Source organism: Streptomyces canus, assembly GCF_041435015.1.
GTDB lineage: Bacteria > Actinomycetota > Actinomycetes > Streptomycetales > Streptomycetaceae > Streptomyces > Streptomyces canus_G.
The window spans coordinates 9,200,153-9,217,773 of record NZ_CP107989.1 but is presented as its reverse complement, the minus strand read 5'-3'; the positions used below and the strand labels follow the sequence as shown (position 1 = coordinate 9,217,773).

Here is a 17,621-nt window from a genome sequence, read left to right as displayed (position 1 = left end):
TGCGTGATCAGCCCTACGGCCGAGCCAGCAGTGTGCGCACGCCCTCGGACGTGAGGGTGAGCGGGTGCGTGGAGCTGGCGTCGATCGAGAGCGACAGATCGCCGTCCGGCCACTGCGCGGCGAGCGCGCCCAGCGGCACCAGACGGTAGCGGGACACGAACGGAAGCAGTTCGGCCATCTCCGTCTCCGAGGTGAACACGGGCACCACGGGAGCGCCGTCCTGCTGTTCCAGCACGGGCAGCGCCACGGTGGTGTCCTCGTCCGCGGCGTCGTCGGGCACCGGAATGAGTACGTCGCTGGTGGCGAGCGTGTCCAGCGCCGTCGCGTCCTCGGTGTTCTGCGTCAGCGCGTCCAGCGCCCGCTGGGCCGGAGTGGCGGTGTGGTCGTTGGCGGGTGTGTCCATGGCAGATCCCCTGGTAGCGGCGGTCGTGCGGCCCCGCCCGCGGACATGATCGCCCGGGGCGCGGTCCTGCTCGCGTACCCGAGCGTGCCGAGAGCATGCGTTCGGGACGTCAGGGAATCAGCGCGATGTGCTCCGAGGGCAGACCGAGGGTGTCGCATCCGACCCGCCGTACGAGTGGCTCGTACATGCTGGGTCCCACATGGGTCCAGTACGTGGCCGCGTCCCGGAAGTAGCGCTGCATCCGTTCGCCGTCGCGCGCGTGGCGCGAGCCCGCCGTGCGGAACAGGATGCCCTGGAGGACGTCCCAGGCCATACGCCCCGCGTTCAGGAACGTCAGCGCGAGCCGGTTGTCCTCGACCACGGTGAAGGGCGCCTCGCCGCTGACGTTGCGGCGGCAGGCCTCCATCCAGTCCTCGGCGGTCTGCCTGAGGGCCGCCTCGGCCAGGTGGATCACCCCGAGGGCCTCGCCGAGGTGGCGCTGGTAGTCGTGCAGGTCGGCCCGGGTGCGGTCGGGCTCCAGGAGCAGGGGGCGGGCGGCGACGATCCGGGCGTACTCGTCGGCGGCGGCGTAGGCGGTGCCGATCATGACGGCGGCCAGCTCGCCGTGGAAGAAGCTGGGCGCGCGTCCCGCGTACATCGCGTTGCCGTGCAGTTTCGAGCCGACGCTGCCGCCCTCCACCGGCAGGTCCAGCAGGCTCGTCTCCCGTGTGAAGTGCGCGGGGATACGGGCCTGGTCCATTCGGATGCTGTTGGATCCGGTGCCGCGCAGACCGAGGGCGCCCCGCCAGTCGTCGAGGACCGTCCACGCCGAGCGCGGGGCGACGAACAGCACGGGTGGGCCCGGTGGGCTGCCCGCGCGCAGGGTCTGGCCGAGGTAGTGCGTGGAGTAGGGGGCGCCAGAGGAGTAGGGCCAGGTGCCGTCGAGGATGACGTGGTCGGGGCCGTCGGGCTGTGCGATGCCCACCGGCGCGACGGTGGAGGCGGCCCGGAAGTCGCCGCTGGTGCCGAAGAGTTCGTCCTGGGCCTTCTCGTCGAAGACCGTGCAGACCTGGAGCACATGGGCGGCGGTCAGGGACAGGGCCCAGCCGGTGGAGGGACAGCCGCGGGCGATCTCGACGACCACACGGTAGAACACGGGCAGGCCGAACTCGTGGCCGCCGTAGCGGCGCGGCTGCAGGATTCGGTAGAGGCCGGCCCTCAGGAAGTCGTCGTGGGTGTCCTCGGGGTAGTGCGTGAGCCGTTCGGTCTCCGCCTGGCGTGCGAGCAGGGCGGGCCTGAGGGCCACGGCCCGTTCGATGATCTCCCGCTCGGTGAGGCCGGTCTCGGGTGCGGCGGTCACGATGCCTCCTGGCGTGTGGGAGCCGTCCGTTCGTGATGCGCTACGAGCGATTCAACACGGCGGAGCGCTGCCCGGTACCGACCGGATATCGCCAAGTACCTTCAGTCTCCGATCAGTTGATTCACGGTGACGACCCGGACCAGCGGGCCGTACAGCTCCATCACGTCCAGCGCCTTGGCATGCGAGTCGTCGTCGGCCCCGGCACAGGCGTCGGACACCACCAGGGTCTCGACGCCCGCGTCGGCGGCGGCGAGGGCCGTGGACAGGACGCAGCAGTCGGTGCTGACCCCGGCCAGGACCAGGCGGCCCCCGGGGCCGACGCGCGTGGCGAGTTCGGGGGTCCACTTGCCGAAGGTGGTCGCGTCCATGACGTGCGGTGCCCGGTCGGCGAACTCGTCGGTGAGCCGCCACAGCGGGGCGTCCGGTGGCTTCAGGGCGAAGGACCACCGCGCGTAGTACGCCCGCCAGGCACCGGTCGGCTGGTCGGGGGCCACGAAGCGGGTGAACGTGACCCGTTCGGCGAAGGCCGGCACCAGCCGCCGTACGCCTGCCGCCGCCTCGGCGAAACGAGGGGTGGCCCAGGGGCTTTCGGGCTCGGCGAAGACGCGCTGCATGTCGATGACGGCGAGCAACCCGGTCGTCATACGACGCCCTCCTGTGCGCGGACCCGCCCGCGACCGAAGGCCAGCGTGCCGAGGAAGCCGAGCGCCAGGGCGGCCAGCACCCCGAGGTTGGCGTAGGCCCAGGCGCCGGACTTGCCGCCGAGGCCGAAGGGCGCGAGGAGATAGCCCTGCCAGTCCAGCCAGCTCGCGGCCGAGTTGGTGACCAGCCCCCAGCCGAGGGCGGTGGCGAGAACCGTCAGGATCAGCGGAGCGGGCGGCACGTCGCCGTAGCGGCCGCTCGGACGGTAGAGGTCGGCCTCGTCGTAGTCACGGCGGCGCAGGGAGAGATCGGCGAGCATGATGCCGCACCAGGCGGCGATGGGGACGCCGAGAGTGGTGAGGAAGCCCATGAACTGGCCGAGGAAGTCGTCGGCGAAGAACACGATGTAGAGGGAGCCCGCGATCATCAGGACGCCGTCGACGAGCGCCGCCAGGGGACGCGGGATCCTGAGGCCCGCCGAGAGCAGGGCGAGGCCCGAGGAATAGATGTCGAGGACCGCGCCGCCGACCAGGCCGAGAACCGCGACGACGGCGAAAGGCACCAGGAACCAGGTGGGCAGGAGGGTGGTGAGGGCGCCGATCGGGTCGGCGGCGACGGCCTGGTTGAGCGTGGTGGACGATCCGGCCAGCAGCAGTCCGGAGACCAGCAGGAGCAGCGGGGCCGCGGAGGCCCCGAAGGTGGTCCACCCGACCACGCCCCGGCTCGACGAAGTCCGGGGCAGATAGCGGGAGTAGTCGGCGGCGGCGTTGACCCAGCCGAGACCGAAACCGGTCATCATGAAGACCAGCGCGCCGATGAACTCCTGGGCGGAGCCCGCCGGGAGGGCGCTGACGGAGCTCCAGTGGATGTGGTCGGCGACCAGGCCTATGTAGACGACGGTCAGTACGCCCGTCACCACGGTGATCACGGTCTGGAGCCGCATGATCAGGTCGAAGCCCATCACCCCGCCGACGACGGTGAGCCCCGCGACCACGATCAGGGCGATCACCTGGGTCCCGGTGCCGCCGCCCCAGCCGAGCCGTCCGAAGACGGTCGCCGTGGCCAGGGTGGCGAGGGAGCACAGCACGGTCTCCCAGCCGACGGTGAGCACCCAGGAGACCACCGACGGAAGGCGGTTGCCGCGCACCCCGTAGGCGGCACGGCCGAGCACCATCGTCGGCGCGGAGCCCCGCTTTCCGGCGACCGCGACGAAGCCGCACAGCAGGAACGAGAAGACGATCCCGATCACGGCGGCCACCAGCGCCTGCCAGAAGGAGATCCCGAAGCCCAGGGCGAAGGAGCCGTAACTCAGGCCGAGGATGGACACGTTGGCGCCGAACCACGGCCAGAACAGCGTCCGCGGGGTGCCCTTGCGTTCGGCGTCGCCGATCACGTCCAGCCCGTGGGTCTCCACCTGGAGCTGCCAGGCGATGGATCTGCTGTCGGGGGATCCCGAGGAGTCTGTCATCGTCGAACCTGCCTGTTCAGATGTGTTGGGGCGACCGTAGGCAGGGGGCGCGGGGGCGTCAATCACGCAACGTCCGCAAGACCCTCCCTATGACTTCCGAGGATCACAGCCGTCCCGCGCTCCCCTCTACTGGATGGCGAGCCGACGAGGAGTCGGAAACGGCTGAGCCCGCTGCGGTACGGCCGGACGAAGGACGGGGGTGTCCGCGGTGCGGGCTTCGAGGTTTGTCTCCGCTGTGGCGCTGTCCGTGTGCGTGACCACCTTGGCGGGTGGTTGCGCGGACGGCGGCGACGGGAGCGGCCCGGGGCCCGTACCGCGGTCCGTCCGCGCCCAGGACGATCTGCTGAAGAGCGCCGAATCCGCGCTTGTACGGCGGTGCCTGACGGAGCGTCGGATACCGGCGCGTTCCGATGGCGGCGACGGGCAGGGGCGGGGAGTCGCACCGCAGCGGGAGTTCCCGTACGGGATCGACGATCCCGGCTGGGCAGCCCGGCACGGGTTCGGTATCCCGGTGGAGCGCGGCTCGCGGGAACAGGGGGTCAGCGCTTCGAAGGAGCAACAGCGCCTGTCCGACGCCCTGTTCGGCGCCGGGCGCCGTGAGCTGTCCACCCGCACGGACACCGGACTGGTCGTCCAGGCCAACAGCGACGGTTGTCTCGCCGCAGCACAGCGGGTCCTGTACGGCGACCTGGACCGCTGGTTCCGCACCGAGGTCACGGTCGACAACCTCGCCGCCGCCGCTCACCGGCGGGTGACCCAGGACCCGGCCTACCGGGCCGCGCTCGCCCGCTGGTCGCGCTGTGTCGCCCCCGTACAGCAGGCCGACAACCCCGGGGAGCTGCGCGGTGCGTGGCAGCGCCGGGCCCGTGGCCTCGTTCCACGGGAAGCGACCGCTCTGCAACAGCGGTTCGCCGTGACCGAGGCGCGGTGCGTGCGGCGCACGGACCTCGCCCGGACCGGTGCCCGGCTGGAGAAGCGGCACGCCGCCGAGCTGCGCGCCGAGTACGCCGACGTGATCGCCGAACACCGGCGGCTGCGGGACCACGGGCTGCGGTACGCCGTCCGGCACGGCCTCTGAGGCTCTTTCCTGTCACCTCACCTCACGAACACCACATCGAAGGGATCGACATCATGCGCAAGACCTTCATCACCGCGGCCGGACTGTTCCTCGCCGCCGGCACCGCCCTGGCCGTCGTACCGGGCACGGCCCAGGCCGCCGCACCCTGCGCCCAGGGGAGCTTCTGCGCCTACACCGACGCCAACTACGGCGGGCTGTCGGTGGGTTGGACCGGCGACGACGGCTGGTGGGAGAGCAACATCGCCGACGAGGACAGCTCGTGGGCCAACCACGGCATCTCGGGCCCGGGCATCAAGGACCACGTCAAGGTGTACGCCAGTGCCTGGCAGGGCGGCGGAGTCACCATCTGCCTGAGCCCCGGGCAGGAGGTGCCGTCCAACGCGGGCGCCAACGACCGGGGAGACTCGCACACCTGGACCAGCAGCTGCTGAACGCACGGCATCGGCCGCTGGTCGGTGGGGGGGGCCGAACCTGCACCCACTCACGTCCGGCACGCCGAGCAGTCCGGCCCGGCGGGGCAGAGCGGTGCTCTCCCCGCGGGCGCGCCGGCCCGCGGCGGCCACATCAGCCGGCCCGGTGTCATCGACGCCGCGGCCGGTGCTGTGGTGGCGGGCGACTTCCTCTCCTGCCGTTGTGGCGGGCGTCTTCCTCGCGCACCGGACCGGCAGGTTCCTCGGCGGACGGCTGTGCTCGGGCCGCGTGGGCCGTCGCATTCCGGGAACCGCCTGGCGCCGGGCAGAGCGGCTGATGAGACGCCACGGCGGTCGGGCGGTCTTCCTTGCCGTTTCGTGCCGGTGGTGTCCGCCCCCTCGCCCCGCACTTCGCGGGCAGCGTCAGCCAGTCCTGCCCTGCCCTGCCCTGCCCTGCCGAGCGGGCCGGCGGCGAGGGTGAGGGCGGGCAGGGTGCCGGTCGGGCCCGCCGGGACGGACAGCCGTATGAGTTCAGCGGTGCTTGATGCCGGCCTCGGCGCCGGGGGCGAGGGTGGGCTCGGTGACGGGGACCTCGCCGAGGGCCTGGTCGACGGCGGTCAGCAGGTCGTCGGACAGTTCCACGCCGGAGGCAGCGGCGTTGGCGTGGACCTGGTCGGGGCGGGAGGCGCCGGTGATCGCGGAGGCGACCTCGCCGCGGCGCAGGACCCACGCGAGCGCCAGGGTGGCCATGCTCATCGCCGCCTCCTCCGCGATCGGGACGAGGCGCTGGACCGCTTCGAGGATGGCGTCGCTGTAGACGAGGTCCTGGGAGACCGCCATGTCCGCGGAGGCGAACCGGCTTCCTTCGGGGACGGGCTGTCCGGGCTTGTACTTGCCGGTCAGGACGCCCTGGGCGAGGGGGGACCAGACGATCTGGGAGATGCCGTTGGCGGCGCACAGGCCGAACACCTCGGCCTCGGGGGCCTGCCAGAGCATGGAGTACTGCGGCTGGGAGGAGACGAACAGATCGGGGCCGGCGAGGTCGATCGCGGCCCGGATCTGTTCGGGGGTCCACTCGCTGAAGCCGATGTAGCGGGCCTTGCCCTGCTCGACGACCTTCTGGAACGCCTCGACGGTGTCCTCGATCGGCACGCCGGAGTCGAAGCGGTGCGCCTGGTACAGGTCGACGTGGTCGGTCCTGAGGCGGGTGAGGGAGGCGTCGATCTGCTGGGCGATATGGGCGGGGGACAGCCCGCGGTCGGCCGGGTCGTCCGACATCGGGAAATAGACCTTGGTGGCCAGGATGTACGAGTCACGGGGGTGGGAGGACAGGATCTCTCCCCAGGCCGTCTCGGCGGCTCCCCGTCCGTAGGCGTTGGCGGTGTCGAAGAAGTTGATGCCCGCGTCGAAGGCGGCCTCGGTGCAGGCGCGGGTCGCGTCCGCCTCGACGCCGCCGGAGTAGGTGAGCCAGGACCCGAGCGAGATCTCCGAGACGTTCAGGTCCGAGCTGCCGAGTGTGCGGTACCGCATGGTTGTCGCTCCTAGGGTCGGGTGGGCCGCCGGTTCCGGGGCAGGCTTACGAGGCTGCTGTCCCCTGCACTGATGACCATGCCACGCTCCCGTCGACACCGTCGTCAGCGATCGGTGTCACTCGGCGTCGAGCTGGTGGTCGGCCCAGACGTAGCCCTCGGGCAGCAGGTCGGTGATGCGCACGCTCCGGATGCGGGCCTCTTCGCCGACGATGACCTCGAGGTCGGGGAAGTAGTCGAGAAGGACCTGTCGGCACCGGCCGCACGGCGGAACGACCCCACGGTCGCGGTCTCCCACGGCGACGACCGTCACCAGTTCGTAGGCGCCCTGGGCGGCCGCCGCGCCGATGAGGACCAGTTCGGCGCAGGGGCCTCCCGTGAAGTGGTAGGCGTTCACGGCGGTGATGATCCGCCCGTCCCGGGCACGGGCCGCGGCTGCCATGGTGTGGTTGTCGCCCCGGCAACGCGTGCGAGCGACGTGCGCCGCGGCCTGGACGAGTTCGTGATCGACGGGGTGGTTCTGCGTGGTCAACTTCTCTGCCTTGGTCGTTGGTTCAGGCGCCGTCGACACTATCGGCCTGGGGGCGGCTCCGGGAGTCACGCGTCCTCGAAAACGATCAGAGAGGGTGCGCCGGGCTCGAGATCGACAGCCGGGAAGGCAGCCGACTCACCCTTGGCGCAGCGCTCTGCGGATCTCGCCCAACCGGTCCGCACCGGAGAGCGGCAGGAGTGATCGCCCCGCCCGTTCTCACACGATCACCACGCCCTACTCTTCCTCTGTTCGAGACCACACGGACACAGGGACAAGGTGGGGGAAGCCAACATGACATACCGGCGCGCGGTCATACCAGCCCTGGTCGGAGGCCTGCTGATCACGCTGTTGCTGTGGTGGGCGGGCGCGAGCGCGCAGGCACTGCAACTGCGCGGCAGTACCAGCGTGTTCGACGTGGACTCCGTGAACGAACTGCGGCGCTGGCTCACGCCCTGGTCGTACGACTCCTCGGTGGCTCTGCCCTCCGACGGATCCGCGGACGCGGGCACGGGCGGAGACACCCGGTACGCCGGTCTGTACAGCACCGCGATGCAGATCAGATTCGTGGCCGTCTTCGCGTGCTACCTGGCCGGCACGTTGCTCCTGCTCCGCAGGATCCCGCCGACGGGGGGCCGTACACCGGCCACGCTGCTCGCGCTGTGGGCCTGGGGACCGGTGACCGCGACCTTGGCCGTGACGGTCTCCGCGCCCTGGCTGATCGCGTCCCGGGGGCGCGGCAGCTACCGGGTCCTGCCGCAACTGGCAGGGGTGATCGCCTCCAGCGGACCGGTCCCGGTGTTCGCGGGACTGTTGACCGCCCTGCTCACGGTGCTCGTGGCCCGCGTCTCCGCGAAGGGCGCGGAACCACTGCCCCGGCGCGAGGTGCCGGCGCGCCCCGCGCGCCTGGCGGCGAGCGCCGGAACCGCGGTGGTCGCGCTGTCCCTGGTGGTCCTGTCGTACCAGTCGGTGGCGGCCTCGATACAGACCACGTTCAACGGCGCGGGCCTGCTGTCCGAGCCCGGTGACCTGCTGCGTCAGTGGCTGCTGCTCGGCGCCTGGTCGGGTCCGGCGACGACGTCCCTCGGACACTGGCTGCTGTACCGGGCCGCCGACGTGCTCCTGCTGGCCGTGGTGTGGTGGTCACTGCGTCTGCTGCCCGGCCTGCTCACCCGGACCACCGTGGCGGCGATGGCGGCGGGCGCGGTCTGCGCGACCGTGCTCGGACTGCTCGCGAGCCAGGTCCTGCACATGGTGATCGACGACACCGCCACCGTGTGGGGTCCCGTACATGTGTTCTCCGCTCTCGGCACAGGCGTCCCCGCCGCCCTCACCTTCGGGGCCACGGCAGGGCTGGCGGCCTTCATGACACTGTGGCTGGCCGGGGACCGTGACCCCCTGCCGTCGTCTGTTGTCCCTGCTTGAATCCCTGGCAGCATGCGGTGATGCGCATCAACACCGCCTACGAGGGGGCTCTCGGCGACTACTTCGCCGACAACGCGACCGACGGCCCCTACAACGCCCACACCGACCGGCCCGCCATGTTCGCCCTGGCCGGTGACGTCACCGGGCTGCGCGTCCTGGACATCGGCTGCGGCGCCGGGCACTACATCACGGAACTGCGGGCACGAGGCGCGGCCGAGGTGGTCGGCGTCGAGGGCAGCGCGACGCTGCTGGGCCATGCCCGCGACCGCATCGGCGACGACGACGCCGTCACGCTGCACCACCACGACCTGGAGGAACCCCTCGACTTCCTGCCGGACGACTCGTTCGACCTGGGGGTCATGGCCCTGGTGCATCATCACCTGGAGGCCCGTCGGCAACTGCTGGCCGAACTGCACCGCGTGCTGCGTCCCGGCGGGATCCTGCTGGTCTCCACGGTCCATCCGACCGCCGACTGGGTCTGGCACGGCGGCTCCTACTTCGACGAGGACCGTGTCGAGACGCGGTTCGGGGACAGCGGCACCACGAACTCCCACCGCCGTATGACGATGCAGACCTTCCTGGGAGAACTCCTCGACGCCGGCTTCGCGTTGGAGCGATTCGTGGAGCCACGGGCCACGGAGGCCGCCCGCCAGGTCGACGAGGTCCGCTACCTCAAGACTCTTCACACACCCTTCTTCGTCGCCGTCCGCATGCGGAAGAACCAGAGCCCCGACAGGTCGGGCAGGTTGTGATCGCCGACTCCACGTCCGTGAGCGGTCCGCCGGCCGGGGCGGCCTCCCGGTGAACGGTGCCCCGGCGTCATGGAGGCGCGTCTTCGGCGTCGGGTCGGGCGCACCGACACGTTACTGACTCCTGATCCTGCTCAGCCGCGCCCACACCCTCCAGTACGTCATCACGGCGGCGGCGCATCGACGCCGGCCCGCCCCGGGGCCCAGGCGGATCCATGACGCCTGGGCCCCGCAGGTCTTGACCCGGCTCCCCCGGCCACGTAGCGCGAGGCCGGCCTGTCCGTCCCGGGTGAGGTCTCCGTGGTCGGCTTCGACGACGTCCCGTTCGCCGCCGATCTGACCCCGGCCCTCACCACCGTCCGGGTCCCGTACGAGGAACTGGGCCGCACCGCCGTACGCCTCGCCCTCGACCGCGAGGTGGGGTTCGCCTCCGACAACCACGTCGTGCTGAGCACGCAACTCGTGATCCGGGATTCGGTGCGTCCGCCTGTCGGCTGAGAAAGAGCGGTAGAGCGGGGCAGCGGTTACCGGGGCCGCCGACACGTACGTCCTTCAGGGCCTCCGACCGGCGCCGGGCACCTTCGCCGGCGCCGTCGACGGAGGCGTGTCAGTGGTGGTGACCGTGTCGGCCGAGCGTCTGCACCGGGGTCGCGCCGGGGCGGGTCCACTGCGGGACGGGGCGGCCGGTCGGGCCCCAGGTGGGGTTGCCCTCCGCGTCCGAGCGCCAGGTCCAGCACGCACCGCGCCCCTTGGGCCAGCCCTCGGGGTTGTCCTCCCATGTCTCGCCGCGGCCGTAGGGGGTCATGTCGAGCAGGCCGAGGGACGCGCTGACCCGCTCGTTGCCCCGGCCCGTCGTGGAGTAGGTGAGGAACGTGCGGTCGCCGTCGCGGAGGAAGCAGGTGAGGTACCCCATGTCCCCGCCGACCGGCCCGTCCACGCCCCGCACCGAGTACCAGGGCTGGGTGTAGCCCATGAACTCGACGAAGGGGGCCACCTCGTCCCACGGGCCCGTGGTCACGATGGCGAACGAGACGCCGCGCGCGTTCAGGTAGACGGCGTCCTTCAGGTGCCAGGCCGTGGTGGTGCAGCCCTCGCACTGCCCCTGGTATGGAGCGCCGTCGTACCACATGTGCTTGTAGACCACGAGCTCGTCGCGTCCCTGGAACAGGTCCAGGAACGGCACCGGGCCGTCGGGGCCGACGACCTCGACCGTCCCGTCGAACTCCACCATCGGCAGCCGGCGGCGGGCCGCGGCGATGGCGTCGCCCTCACGGGTGTGGGCCTTCTCGCGGACCAGAAGCTCGTCACGTGCGCTTTGCCAGGTGGCCAGGTCGACGACGGGCGGGCGGTCGGGCAGCGCGGCGCTCGGGTCGTCAGACGTGGTGGTCATGGTTCCTCCGTGATGTCTCGTGCCGGGCAGAGTCGTGTGCTCTCTGCGACAGTCGTACGGTCGCTACGACGGCCCTACGTCTCCAGACGGCCGTATGTCTCTACGGCAGTCTCCGGAACAGACTCCCGACTCGCCCGGAACTCATCGCCGCGAACGGAAACCCACCAGGCCCACCCTTCCATCACACCGCCACGCGCACGGTCACCGCGTGAGCCGAAGGGCCCTGCCCCATGCCCGAGCTCGGACTGGACCTGGGATCAGCCGCCGGGCCGGGCCCCCTGGATGTGGAAGTTGAAGTCGCCGTGGCCGAGCGTGCCGTACAGGTGCAGCCAGATCGGCAGGAGCATCTCGACGCCGCGGGCGGTGGTGATGTCGCCCAGGTCGATGACGTTCGCTTCGGGCCAGCCGAAGGAGCCCAGCAGTGCCGTGACGGCCTTCTTGGCCCCGGTGTCGTCACCGCTGACGAACACGGTGTGCTCCCCTGCCACGCGGGTCGGCTCCACCATGACGAAACAGTTCATGGTGTTGAGGGTCTTGACGACCTTCGCCTCGGGGAAGGCCCGCTGGATGCGCTCGCCGAGGCTGTCGGTGTTGACGGGGTCCAGCGTCGGCCTCCCGCCGGAGAAGTCCAGCGGATTGGCGACATCGATGAGAATCTTGCCGCTCAGGTGGGGTGCGCCGGCCGCTTGCAGGGCATCGAGGCTCCGCTCGCCCGCGGTGGTGTTGACGACCGTCTCGCCGAAGGCCGCCGCCTCCTCGAAGGTCTCCAGACGCACCTGGCCGTGGTCGGCGTGCCACTGGGCGAACGGCGGGTTGCCCATGCCGTCGGGTTCGGTGCGGGCGAGAGTGGCCCCGGGATCGCGGGTGCCGATGACGACGTCGTGACCGAGGGAGGCGAGCTTGCCGGCCAGCGTCCGGCCGACGATGCCGGTACCGAGGACTGCGTAACGCATGCGAGTGGGTCCTTCCGGGACTCGGGCGGTCGGCCCGGGGCCGCGCCCATGAGAAAACCGACCAGGTCGTTCGCTGTCGCGTCATGACGGTAGCTGTCGAGGCGGCGACCTGTTCCCATCTATCGTGGAAAATCACATCATGATGGCTCGTGTCGAGGCAGGCTGCACATGAGGAAACCGCACATCGATTACGCGGCGGTGTTCCGGGCTCTGCCCGGCATGGTGGCGTTGCTGACGCCCGAGCTGGTGTACGTCGACGTCAACGACGACTTCCTACGGCTCACCGGTCGTGCCCGCGAGCAGTTGCTGGGCCGCTACATCTTCGATGTCTTCCCCGAGAACCCCAATGATTCGGCCGCGGCCGGGATGCGGGAGACGCGGGAGTCGATGCTGCGTGCGGTGGCCTCCGGGGAGCGCGACACGATGGCGGTGCTCCGCTACGACATCGAGGATCCCCATCGGGCCGGCCACTGGCAGGAGCACTTCTGGAGCCCGGTCAACGCGCCCGTCCTCGGCACCGACGGGAAGGTGAAGCTGCTCGTGCACCGGGTGGAGGAGGTCACCGAACTCATTCGTGCCCGCGGCGGACCGGGGGGCGACAGCCGGGCACGCGTGCTGGAGGCCGAGCTGTACACCCGCGCCCGGGAACTCCAGGAGGTCAACGAACGCCTGCGCAAGGCACACGCCCGCGAACGCGAGGTCGCCCTGGCTCTGCAGGAGGCCCTGCTGCCCGCCCCGGGGCCCCTCGGCCACCATCAGGCGGCCGTGCGCTACCGGCCCGCCGTCGGCTCCCTGAACGTGTGCGGTGACTGGTACGACCTCGTCGACCTGGCCGACGACTGTCTCGCGGTGGCCGTCGGTGACGTGGTCGGTCACGGTCTGGCGGCCGCCTGCGTCATGGGTCAGCTGCGCAGCGCGCTCAGCGCCGCCACCCGCGTCGCCGACGGGCCTGCCCGGGCTCTGGAGGCGCTCGGGCTGTACGCCCGCTCCGTCGACGGCGCCGAGTCGACGACGGCGGCGACGGCCTTCATCGACTGGGGCGACCACACCCTCACCTACAGCAGCGCGGGCCACCTCCCGCCCGCCCTGCTCCGCCCCGACGGCACGGTCACCTTCCTGGACCGGGCCACCGACCCGCCGCTCGGTGCCAGCCTCGAACACACCATCCGTCCCGAGGCCACCGCGCCCTTCGACGAGGGCGCCACGCTGGTCCTCTACACCGACGGTCTGATCGAGCGCCGCACCGAGGACATCGACACCGGCCTGGCACGCCTCTCCGACACGCTCACCCGCCACCGCCACGCCGCCCCCGAGGACCTGGCCGACGCGCTCCTGGCCGAGCTGCTCCCACCCACCGGCAACGCCGACGACACCGCTCTCGTCGTCATCCGCCTGTGAGACGAGCCGGTAGCGGCGCCTCAGCGCTGTACGAGCCCCCCGGGAAGGCCGTCAGTCCTCCGCGGGCATGACGCGGGTCACCTTGCCCTTGGTGTTCGCCTCCAGATAGCCGGACTGGCTGTATTCGTTGCTGAGGTAGACGGCCATGCCGAGGGGGGTGTCGAAGACGTCGTTGGGCTGTCTCACCAGCACGTAACGGGTGTTCGGATGGTCGACGTCGAGCTTCTTCCGGGCCTCTTCCAGGAGCGTGGGCACTTTGTCCCAGTTGAAGCCGTCGAGGCGGAAGGGCTGGTCGCCGCCGGACAGGGTGCCCTTGATGAGGCCCTTCTCCACGCCCTGTCCCGGACGGTAGGTGTAGGTGTCGTACTTGCTGTCGCTGCCTTTGACCATCACCTCGGCCGACACGAAGTCCTCGTAGACGCTGAAGTCGCCGAACCTGTCCCGCCCGGTCTCCTGCTTCAACGCCTTGATGGCGGTGCGGATGCCGTCGGGGGTGAGCAGGCTCGTGGTCGTCGTGTCCCTCGACTGCTGGACGGCCGGGGCGGCGGCCGGGGAGCCGGTCGCCTCGCGGGCCGATGCGACGGAGGAGGAGGCGCCGCCGTCCGCCGCCTCGCCCGATCCGCCCGCGTCTCCCCCGAAGGGCAGCAGCCACCACATCAGGACCAGGGCCCCGGCCAGCGAGGTCCCCGAGACGCTGAGCACGACACGCAGTCCCGCCCCGCTCTTGCGTCCCGCCCGGACGGGCGAGGTCACCGGCTGGCCGGGCCCGGCGGGAACGGGTGGCGGCCCGAATCCGACGGGGCCTGCTACGCCCGCCGGAGCGGGGGCTCCGGTGAGGGGAGCCGTGCGCGGGGCGAAGGCCCCCGGGTACGAAGGGGCCGCACCGGCGAACGGCGGGTACGGGGCCGTGGGCTGGTGCCACGCGGTCACCGGGCCGACGGACCCCGACTCGATCTCGGCCAGCCGTCGGTCCAGCACGGCGGACGACGGCCGCGCCGCCGGATCCCGTACGAGCACGTTCATCAGTACGTCACCCAGGGCACCGGCCCGCACGGGCGGCGGCACGTCCTCGTTGAGGACGGCCGCGAGGGTGGCGAGGGTGCTGCCGCGGCGCAGCGGGTGGTGGCCCTCCACGGCGGTGTACAGCATCATCGCGAGTGACCACAGGTCGGAGGCGGCGCCGCCCTCGTGGCCCGAGATCCGCTCCGGTGCCATGAAGTCGGGGGTGCCGATGATGGAGCCGGTGGCCGTGAGGCTGGTCGTCTCGCGAATCGCGGCGATGCCGAAGTCGGTGAGGACGGGGCGCCCGTCGGACCTGAGCAGGACGTTGGCGGGCTTGACGTCCCGGTGCTGGATTCCGGCCTCGTGCGCGGCGGCCAGCGCGGCCAGCACGCCCCGGCCGATCCGCGCCGCCTCGGCCGGCGGCATCGGCTCCCGGGTCAGCCGGTCGGCGAGCGAGCCGCCGCTGACCAGCTCCATGACGATCCACGGGTAGGTGCCGTCGCCGCCGTCGACGATGTGGTGGATGGTGACGACGTTGGGATGGTCGATCCGGGCCAGGGCCCGCGCCTCGCGCAGCACCCGCTCGCGCAGCATCCGCGCGCTGTCGGGGTCGTACTCGGCGAGGTCCCGGTCCGGCGGGCGGACCTCCTTGACCGCGACCATCCTGTGCAGCACCAGGTCCCTGGCCCGCCAGACCGTGCCCATCCCGCCGCCGCCGAGACGCGCTTCCAACGCGAAGCGCCCGTCGACGACTCGTCTGCCGGGGACCTCGTCTGCCTCGCTCATGGGCGGGAGCTTAGTTGCCCCCACCGACAGCGATCGCCGCCGCCTGCATCACGGACACGGGCCGGAATGCTCCCGCAATCACCGTCCGGGCAGCCGGGTTTCGTCGACGACATGCCGCTCCGCGCCGCAACACGCTTTTGCTGTACGGCTGTTGGGCCGCCTCGACGGTGAGTTCTTCGGCCACGCCGAGGAGACCGTCGCCCGGCGAAGGACGCCGTACGGGAGCTCAGTGGGCAGGGTTGCTCTCGGCCGTCGGCTGCGCTGCCGTGGTCTCCACCGGCGCGGACTGGACGACCTGCGGGGCAGACTCAGCGGGGGCCGCGGAGGAGTGGGCCGTGCCGTCCTCCTTCATCGCCTTGGCCTCGCTCTTGAGGATGCGCATCGACTTGCCGAGCCCGCGGGCGGCCTCGGGCAGCTTCTTCGAGCCGAACAGCAAGATGATCATGATCGCCACGATCAGCAGATGCCAGGGCTCCAGTCCGTTGCGCAGCATGCCGCACGTCCCTTCTCACTCACGATTGCCAGCTTGCGCAACTGTACAACCGCGGGCCCGTCCCCGCCTCACTCGTCGGAGTCCTTCTTGTGGGGCGACGCCGCGTACGCCTGCTCCGGTGTCATGGCGACCCCGTTGAGGGCGACCGTCTTGTAGGGGCTGACCTTGGCGCACTTCTTGGCCTCGTCGGCGGTCTGGGCGTGCGCGTTGGAGACCGCGGCCTTCGTGTCGGCGGGCGCCGGCGAGGACGAACCGCCCGGATACGTGGTGCCGCTCGTCCAGTCGCTGCCGATCACCAGGGTCAGACCGGTACCGGTCCCCTCCTCGAGGTGTGAGGTGGAGAGCCCGAGCGTCTTGGCGGCCGTCTGGGCCGCGGCCTTCCGGCCGGTGCCGTAGGTGAGGGTGGTGGTGGTCGCCGGGCTCGGCGCGTTGGCGGTGGTGGTCGCGGAGCTGAAGCCCTGGTCCGTGAGCGCGTTCGCGATCGCGGAGGCGCGGCCGGTGATCTCGGTGCCGTTCTCGACGGTCACGGCGATCTCGGAGGCGGGTACCGCCGAAGCCGTGGCCGTCGCGGAGGCCGCCGTGGACTTCTTTCCGGAGCCGGTGGTCAGGGACTGGTCGTCGGCGATGCTGGAGAAGAGGGCCTTGGCACCCGCGCCCACCACCACCCGGTTGGTGTCGTTCGGATCGGCGGCGGTCTGCATCGTGGTGAAGGTCATCCGCTTGGTGGGGACCTTGTTCACGTCGGCCGCGAGCCCGATCAGCTTCTTGACGCTGCCGAGACCGTCGTCCACGGTGAGCGCCTTGGTGGCGGCGTCGGCGAGGTCGTAGACCGCGGTGGGGTCGGTGAGCGTGCCCGCGCTCTTGAACTTCCGGATCATCGCGCTGAGGAATATGTGCTGGGAGACCGTGCGGCCGAGGTCGCTGCCGTCCCCGAAGCCGTGGCGGGAGCGGACGAACTCCAGGGCCGCCTCACCCTTGAGCGTGTGGCTGCCACTGGACAGTTTCAGGTGCGAGTAGGTGTCGTACACGTTGTGGTCGACGCACACGGAGACACCGCCGACCGCGTCGGACATCTTGACCACGCCGGAGAAGTCGAGCTTGACGAAGTGGTCGATGGGGATGCCGGTGAGCCGGTGGATGGTGGCGACCTGGCAGGCGGGACCGTACTGGAGGGCGCTGTTGATCTGGCCGTAGTAGCCGGGCGTGGACTGGCCGCTCCCGGTGTCCTTGCAGGCCGGGACGTCGACCATGGTGTCGCGGGGGATGCTCATGACGGTGGCGTTGGAGCGGTCGGCGGATATGTGCACCACCATCTGTACGTCGGCGTTGCCGTTTCCGGTCTGTACGCCGGTCTGGGAGCATCCGCCGCCCAGCTTGCAGTCCGCCTTGCTGGTCCGGCCGTCCGAGCCCATGACCAGGATGTTGATCGGGGTGCGGCCGAACGCGTCGGCCTTCTCCGAACCGCCCTTGCCGTCGAGCGAGACGCTGTTGATGTTGCCGTTGAGGTGCTGGTAGAACCACCATCCGGCACCGGCCGTGGCCAGGACGAGCATCGCCAGGCACATCCCGACGATCTTCAGCACCCGCCTGCCGCGTCGCACCGGACGGGCCCGGCGACGCGAACGCTTGCCACCGTGCGAGCGGGCCTCGGCCCGCGCCGCGGCCCGGCCTCCGGGCCGAGGCGCGCCGCCGGACGCGCCCGCCCGCTGCTCCGGCACCCGGCCGGTGCGGCTGCGCGTGGCCTGACCGCCCGGTCCGTCCCACGGGTCGCTCATCTACCACTCCCAGGAAACGGTCGGGCCTCTCAGGCCGGGCCATGGGGTGGGCGGCCGGGCAAGCGCGGCGGTGTACAGGCAGCCCAAGCAGGAACTTCGCCTGGGTTGCGTAGTTGCGCAATCTAACAAACCCCTGGCCCGGGCAGCACGGAGCCCGCCGCATTTCACAGGTGAGAGATCTCATGAAGGAACGCGGCAACCTCGCGGACACATTCGCCTTCACCTACGGCGTTTCCCGCGCCCGTGACGGCA

Annotated in this window: 16 protein-coding genes and 1 pseudogene; 6 read left to right on the top strand and 11 right to left on the bottom strand. The window is 71.1% G+C overall.

Annotated elements, in window-relative coordinates; genetic code table 11:
* Positions 1 to 13: 13 nt before the first annotated feature.
* From OG841_RS41910 to OG841_RS41895, 4 genes are all read right to left on the bottom strand, one after another.
* Positions 14 to 403, bottom strand: coding sequence for an SseB family protein (locus OG841_RS41910; RefSeq protein ID WP_266552988.1), 390 nt, complete (start codon positions 401 to 403; stop codon positions 14 to 16).
* Positions 404 to 512: 109 nt separating this feature from the next.
* On the bottom strand, positions 513 to 1,742 hold the full coding sequence (locus tag OG841_RS41905; protein WP_328636588.1) for an acyl-CoA dehydrogenase family protein: 1,230 nt from the start codon (positions 1,740 to 1,742) through the stop codon (positions 513 to 515).
* 101 nt (positions 1,743 to 1,843) lie between these two features.
* Positions 1,844 to 2,386: a cysteine hydrolase family protein gene (locus tag OG841_RS41900; protein WP_328636589.1), complete on the bottom strand. Its 543-nt coding sequence runs from the start codon at positions 2,384 to 2,386 to the stop codon at positions 1,844 to 1,846.
* The gene (locus OG841_RS41895) at positions 2,383 to 3,852 is read right to left on the bottom strand and encodes a purine-cytosine permease family protein (protein WP_371569644.1); all 1,470 of its coding nucleotides are present in this window, start codon (positions 3,850 to 3,852) and stop codon (positions 2,383 to 2,385) included. Before OG841_RS41895 ends, OG841_RS41900 begins: the two co-directional genes overlap by 4 nt.
* A gap of 235 nt (positions 3,853 to 4,087) precedes the next feature.
* Between OG841_RS41895 and OG841_RS41890 the strand changes: the two genes are divergently transcribed.
* Both OG841_RS41890 and OG841_RS41885 read left to right on the top strand, forming a co-directional pair.
* Complete coding sequence (locus OG841_RS41890; RefSeq protein ID WP_371569642.1) at positions 4,088 to 4,930, top strand: hypothetical protein; 843 nt, start codon at positions 4,088 to 4,090, stop codon at positions 4,928 to 4,930.
* Between the two features lie 53 nt (positions 4,931 to 4,983).
* On the top strand, positions 4,984 to 5,361 hold the full coding sequence (locus OG841_RS41885) for a peptidase inhibitor family I36 protein (protein ID WP_328636592.1): 378 nt from the start codon (positions 4,984 to 4,986) through the stop codon (positions 5,359 to 5,361).
* Between the two features lie 510 nt (positions 5,362 to 5,871).
* Here the strand turns inward: OG841_RS41885 and OG841_RS41880 are convergent.
* Positions 5,872 to 6,870: an aldo/keto reductase family protein gene (locus OG841_RS41880; protein WP_371569639.1), complete on the bottom strand. Its 999-nt coding sequence runs from the start codon at positions 6,868 to 6,870 to the stop codon at positions 5,872 to 5,874.
* Positions 6,871 to 6,987: 117 nt separating this feature from the next.
* Positions 6,988 to 7,401 carry a cytidine deaminase family protein gene (locus OG841_RS41875; protein ID WP_328636594.1) on the bottom strand — a complete coding sequence of 138 codons (414 nt, stop codon included), beginning with the start codon at positions 7,399 to 7,401 and terminating at the stop codon, positions 6,988 to 6,990.
* 291 nt (positions 7,402 to 7,692) lie between these two features.
* Between OG841_RS41875 and OG841_RS41870 the strand changes: the two genes are divergently transcribed.
* The 3 genes and pseudogenes from OG841_RS41870 to OG841_RS41860 all read left to right on the top strand — a co-directional run.
* Positions 7,693 to 8,823, top strand: coding sequence for a hypothetical protein (locus OG841_RS41870; protein ID WP_371569637.1), 1,131 nt, complete (start codon positions 7,693 to 7,695; stop codon positions 8,821 to 8,823).
* Between the two features lie 20 nt (positions 8,824 to 8,843).
* The gene (locus tag OG841_RS41865; RefSeq protein WP_328636596.1) at positions 8,844 to 9,575 is read left to right on the top strand and encodes a class I SAM-dependent methyltransferase; all 732 of its coding nucleotides are present in this window, start codon (positions 8,844 to 8,846) and stop codon (positions 9,573 to 9,575) included.
* 261 nt (positions 9,576 to 9,836) lie between these two features.
* Positions 9,837 to 10,070: pseudogene (locus OG841_RS41860) on the top strand (substrate-binding domain-containing protein); the annotation flags it as partial.
* A gap of 109 nt (positions 10,071 to 10,179) precedes the next feature.
* Here OG841_RS41860 and OG841_RS41855 read toward each other — a convergent pair.
* Entirely contained in the window at positions 10,180 to 10,962 is a 783-nt protein-coding gene (locus OG841_RS41855) for a DUF899 domain-containing protein (protein WP_365116886.1), read from the bottom strand.
* 257 nt (positions 10,963 to 11,219) lie between these two features.
* Entirely contained in the window at positions 11,220 to 11,915 is a 696-nt protein-coding gene (locus OG841_RS41850; protein WP_365116884.1) for an NADPH-dependent F420 reductase, read from the bottom strand.
* A 168-nt stretch (positions 11,916 to 12,083) separates the two neighbouring features.
* Here OG841_RS41850 and OG841_RS41845 point away from each other — a divergent pair, with 168 nt between their 5' ends.
* Positions 12,084 to 13,313: a PP2C family protein-serine/threonine phosphatase gene (locus OG841_RS41845; protein WP_328636599.1), complete on the top strand. Its 1,230-nt coding sequence runs from the start codon at positions 12,084 to 12,086 to the stop codon at positions 13,311 to 13,313.
* 51 nt (positions 13,314 to 13,364) lie between these two features.
* On the opposite strand, the gene OG841_RS41840 is transcribed toward OG841_RS41845, so the two are convergent.
* From OG841_RS41840 to OG841_RS41830, 3 genes are all read right to left on the bottom strand, one after another.
* Positions 13,365 to 15,101 carry a serine/threonine-protein kinase gene (locus OG841_RS41840; RefSeq protein WP_365116880.1) on the bottom strand — a complete coding sequence of 579 codons (1,737 nt, stop codon included), beginning with the start codon at positions 15,099 to 15,101 and terminating at the stop codon, positions 13,365 to 13,367.
* A 226-nt stretch (positions 15,102 to 15,327) separates the two neighbouring features.
* The gene (tatA, locus tag OG841_RS41835) at positions 15,328 to 15,594 is read right to left on the bottom strand and encodes a Sec-independent protein translocase subunit TatA (protein WP_328636601.1); all 267 of its coding nucleotides are present in this window, start codon (positions 15,592 to 15,594) and stop codon (positions 15,328 to 15,330) included.
* 68 nt (positions 15,595 to 15,662) lie between these two features.
* Positions 15,663 to 17,369, bottom strand: coding sequence for an LCP family protein (locus OG841_RS41830; protein WP_371569632.1), 1,707 nt, complete (start codon positions 17,367 to 17,369; stop codon positions 15,663 to 15,665).
* Positions 17,370 to 17,621 lie beyond the last annotated feature (252 nt).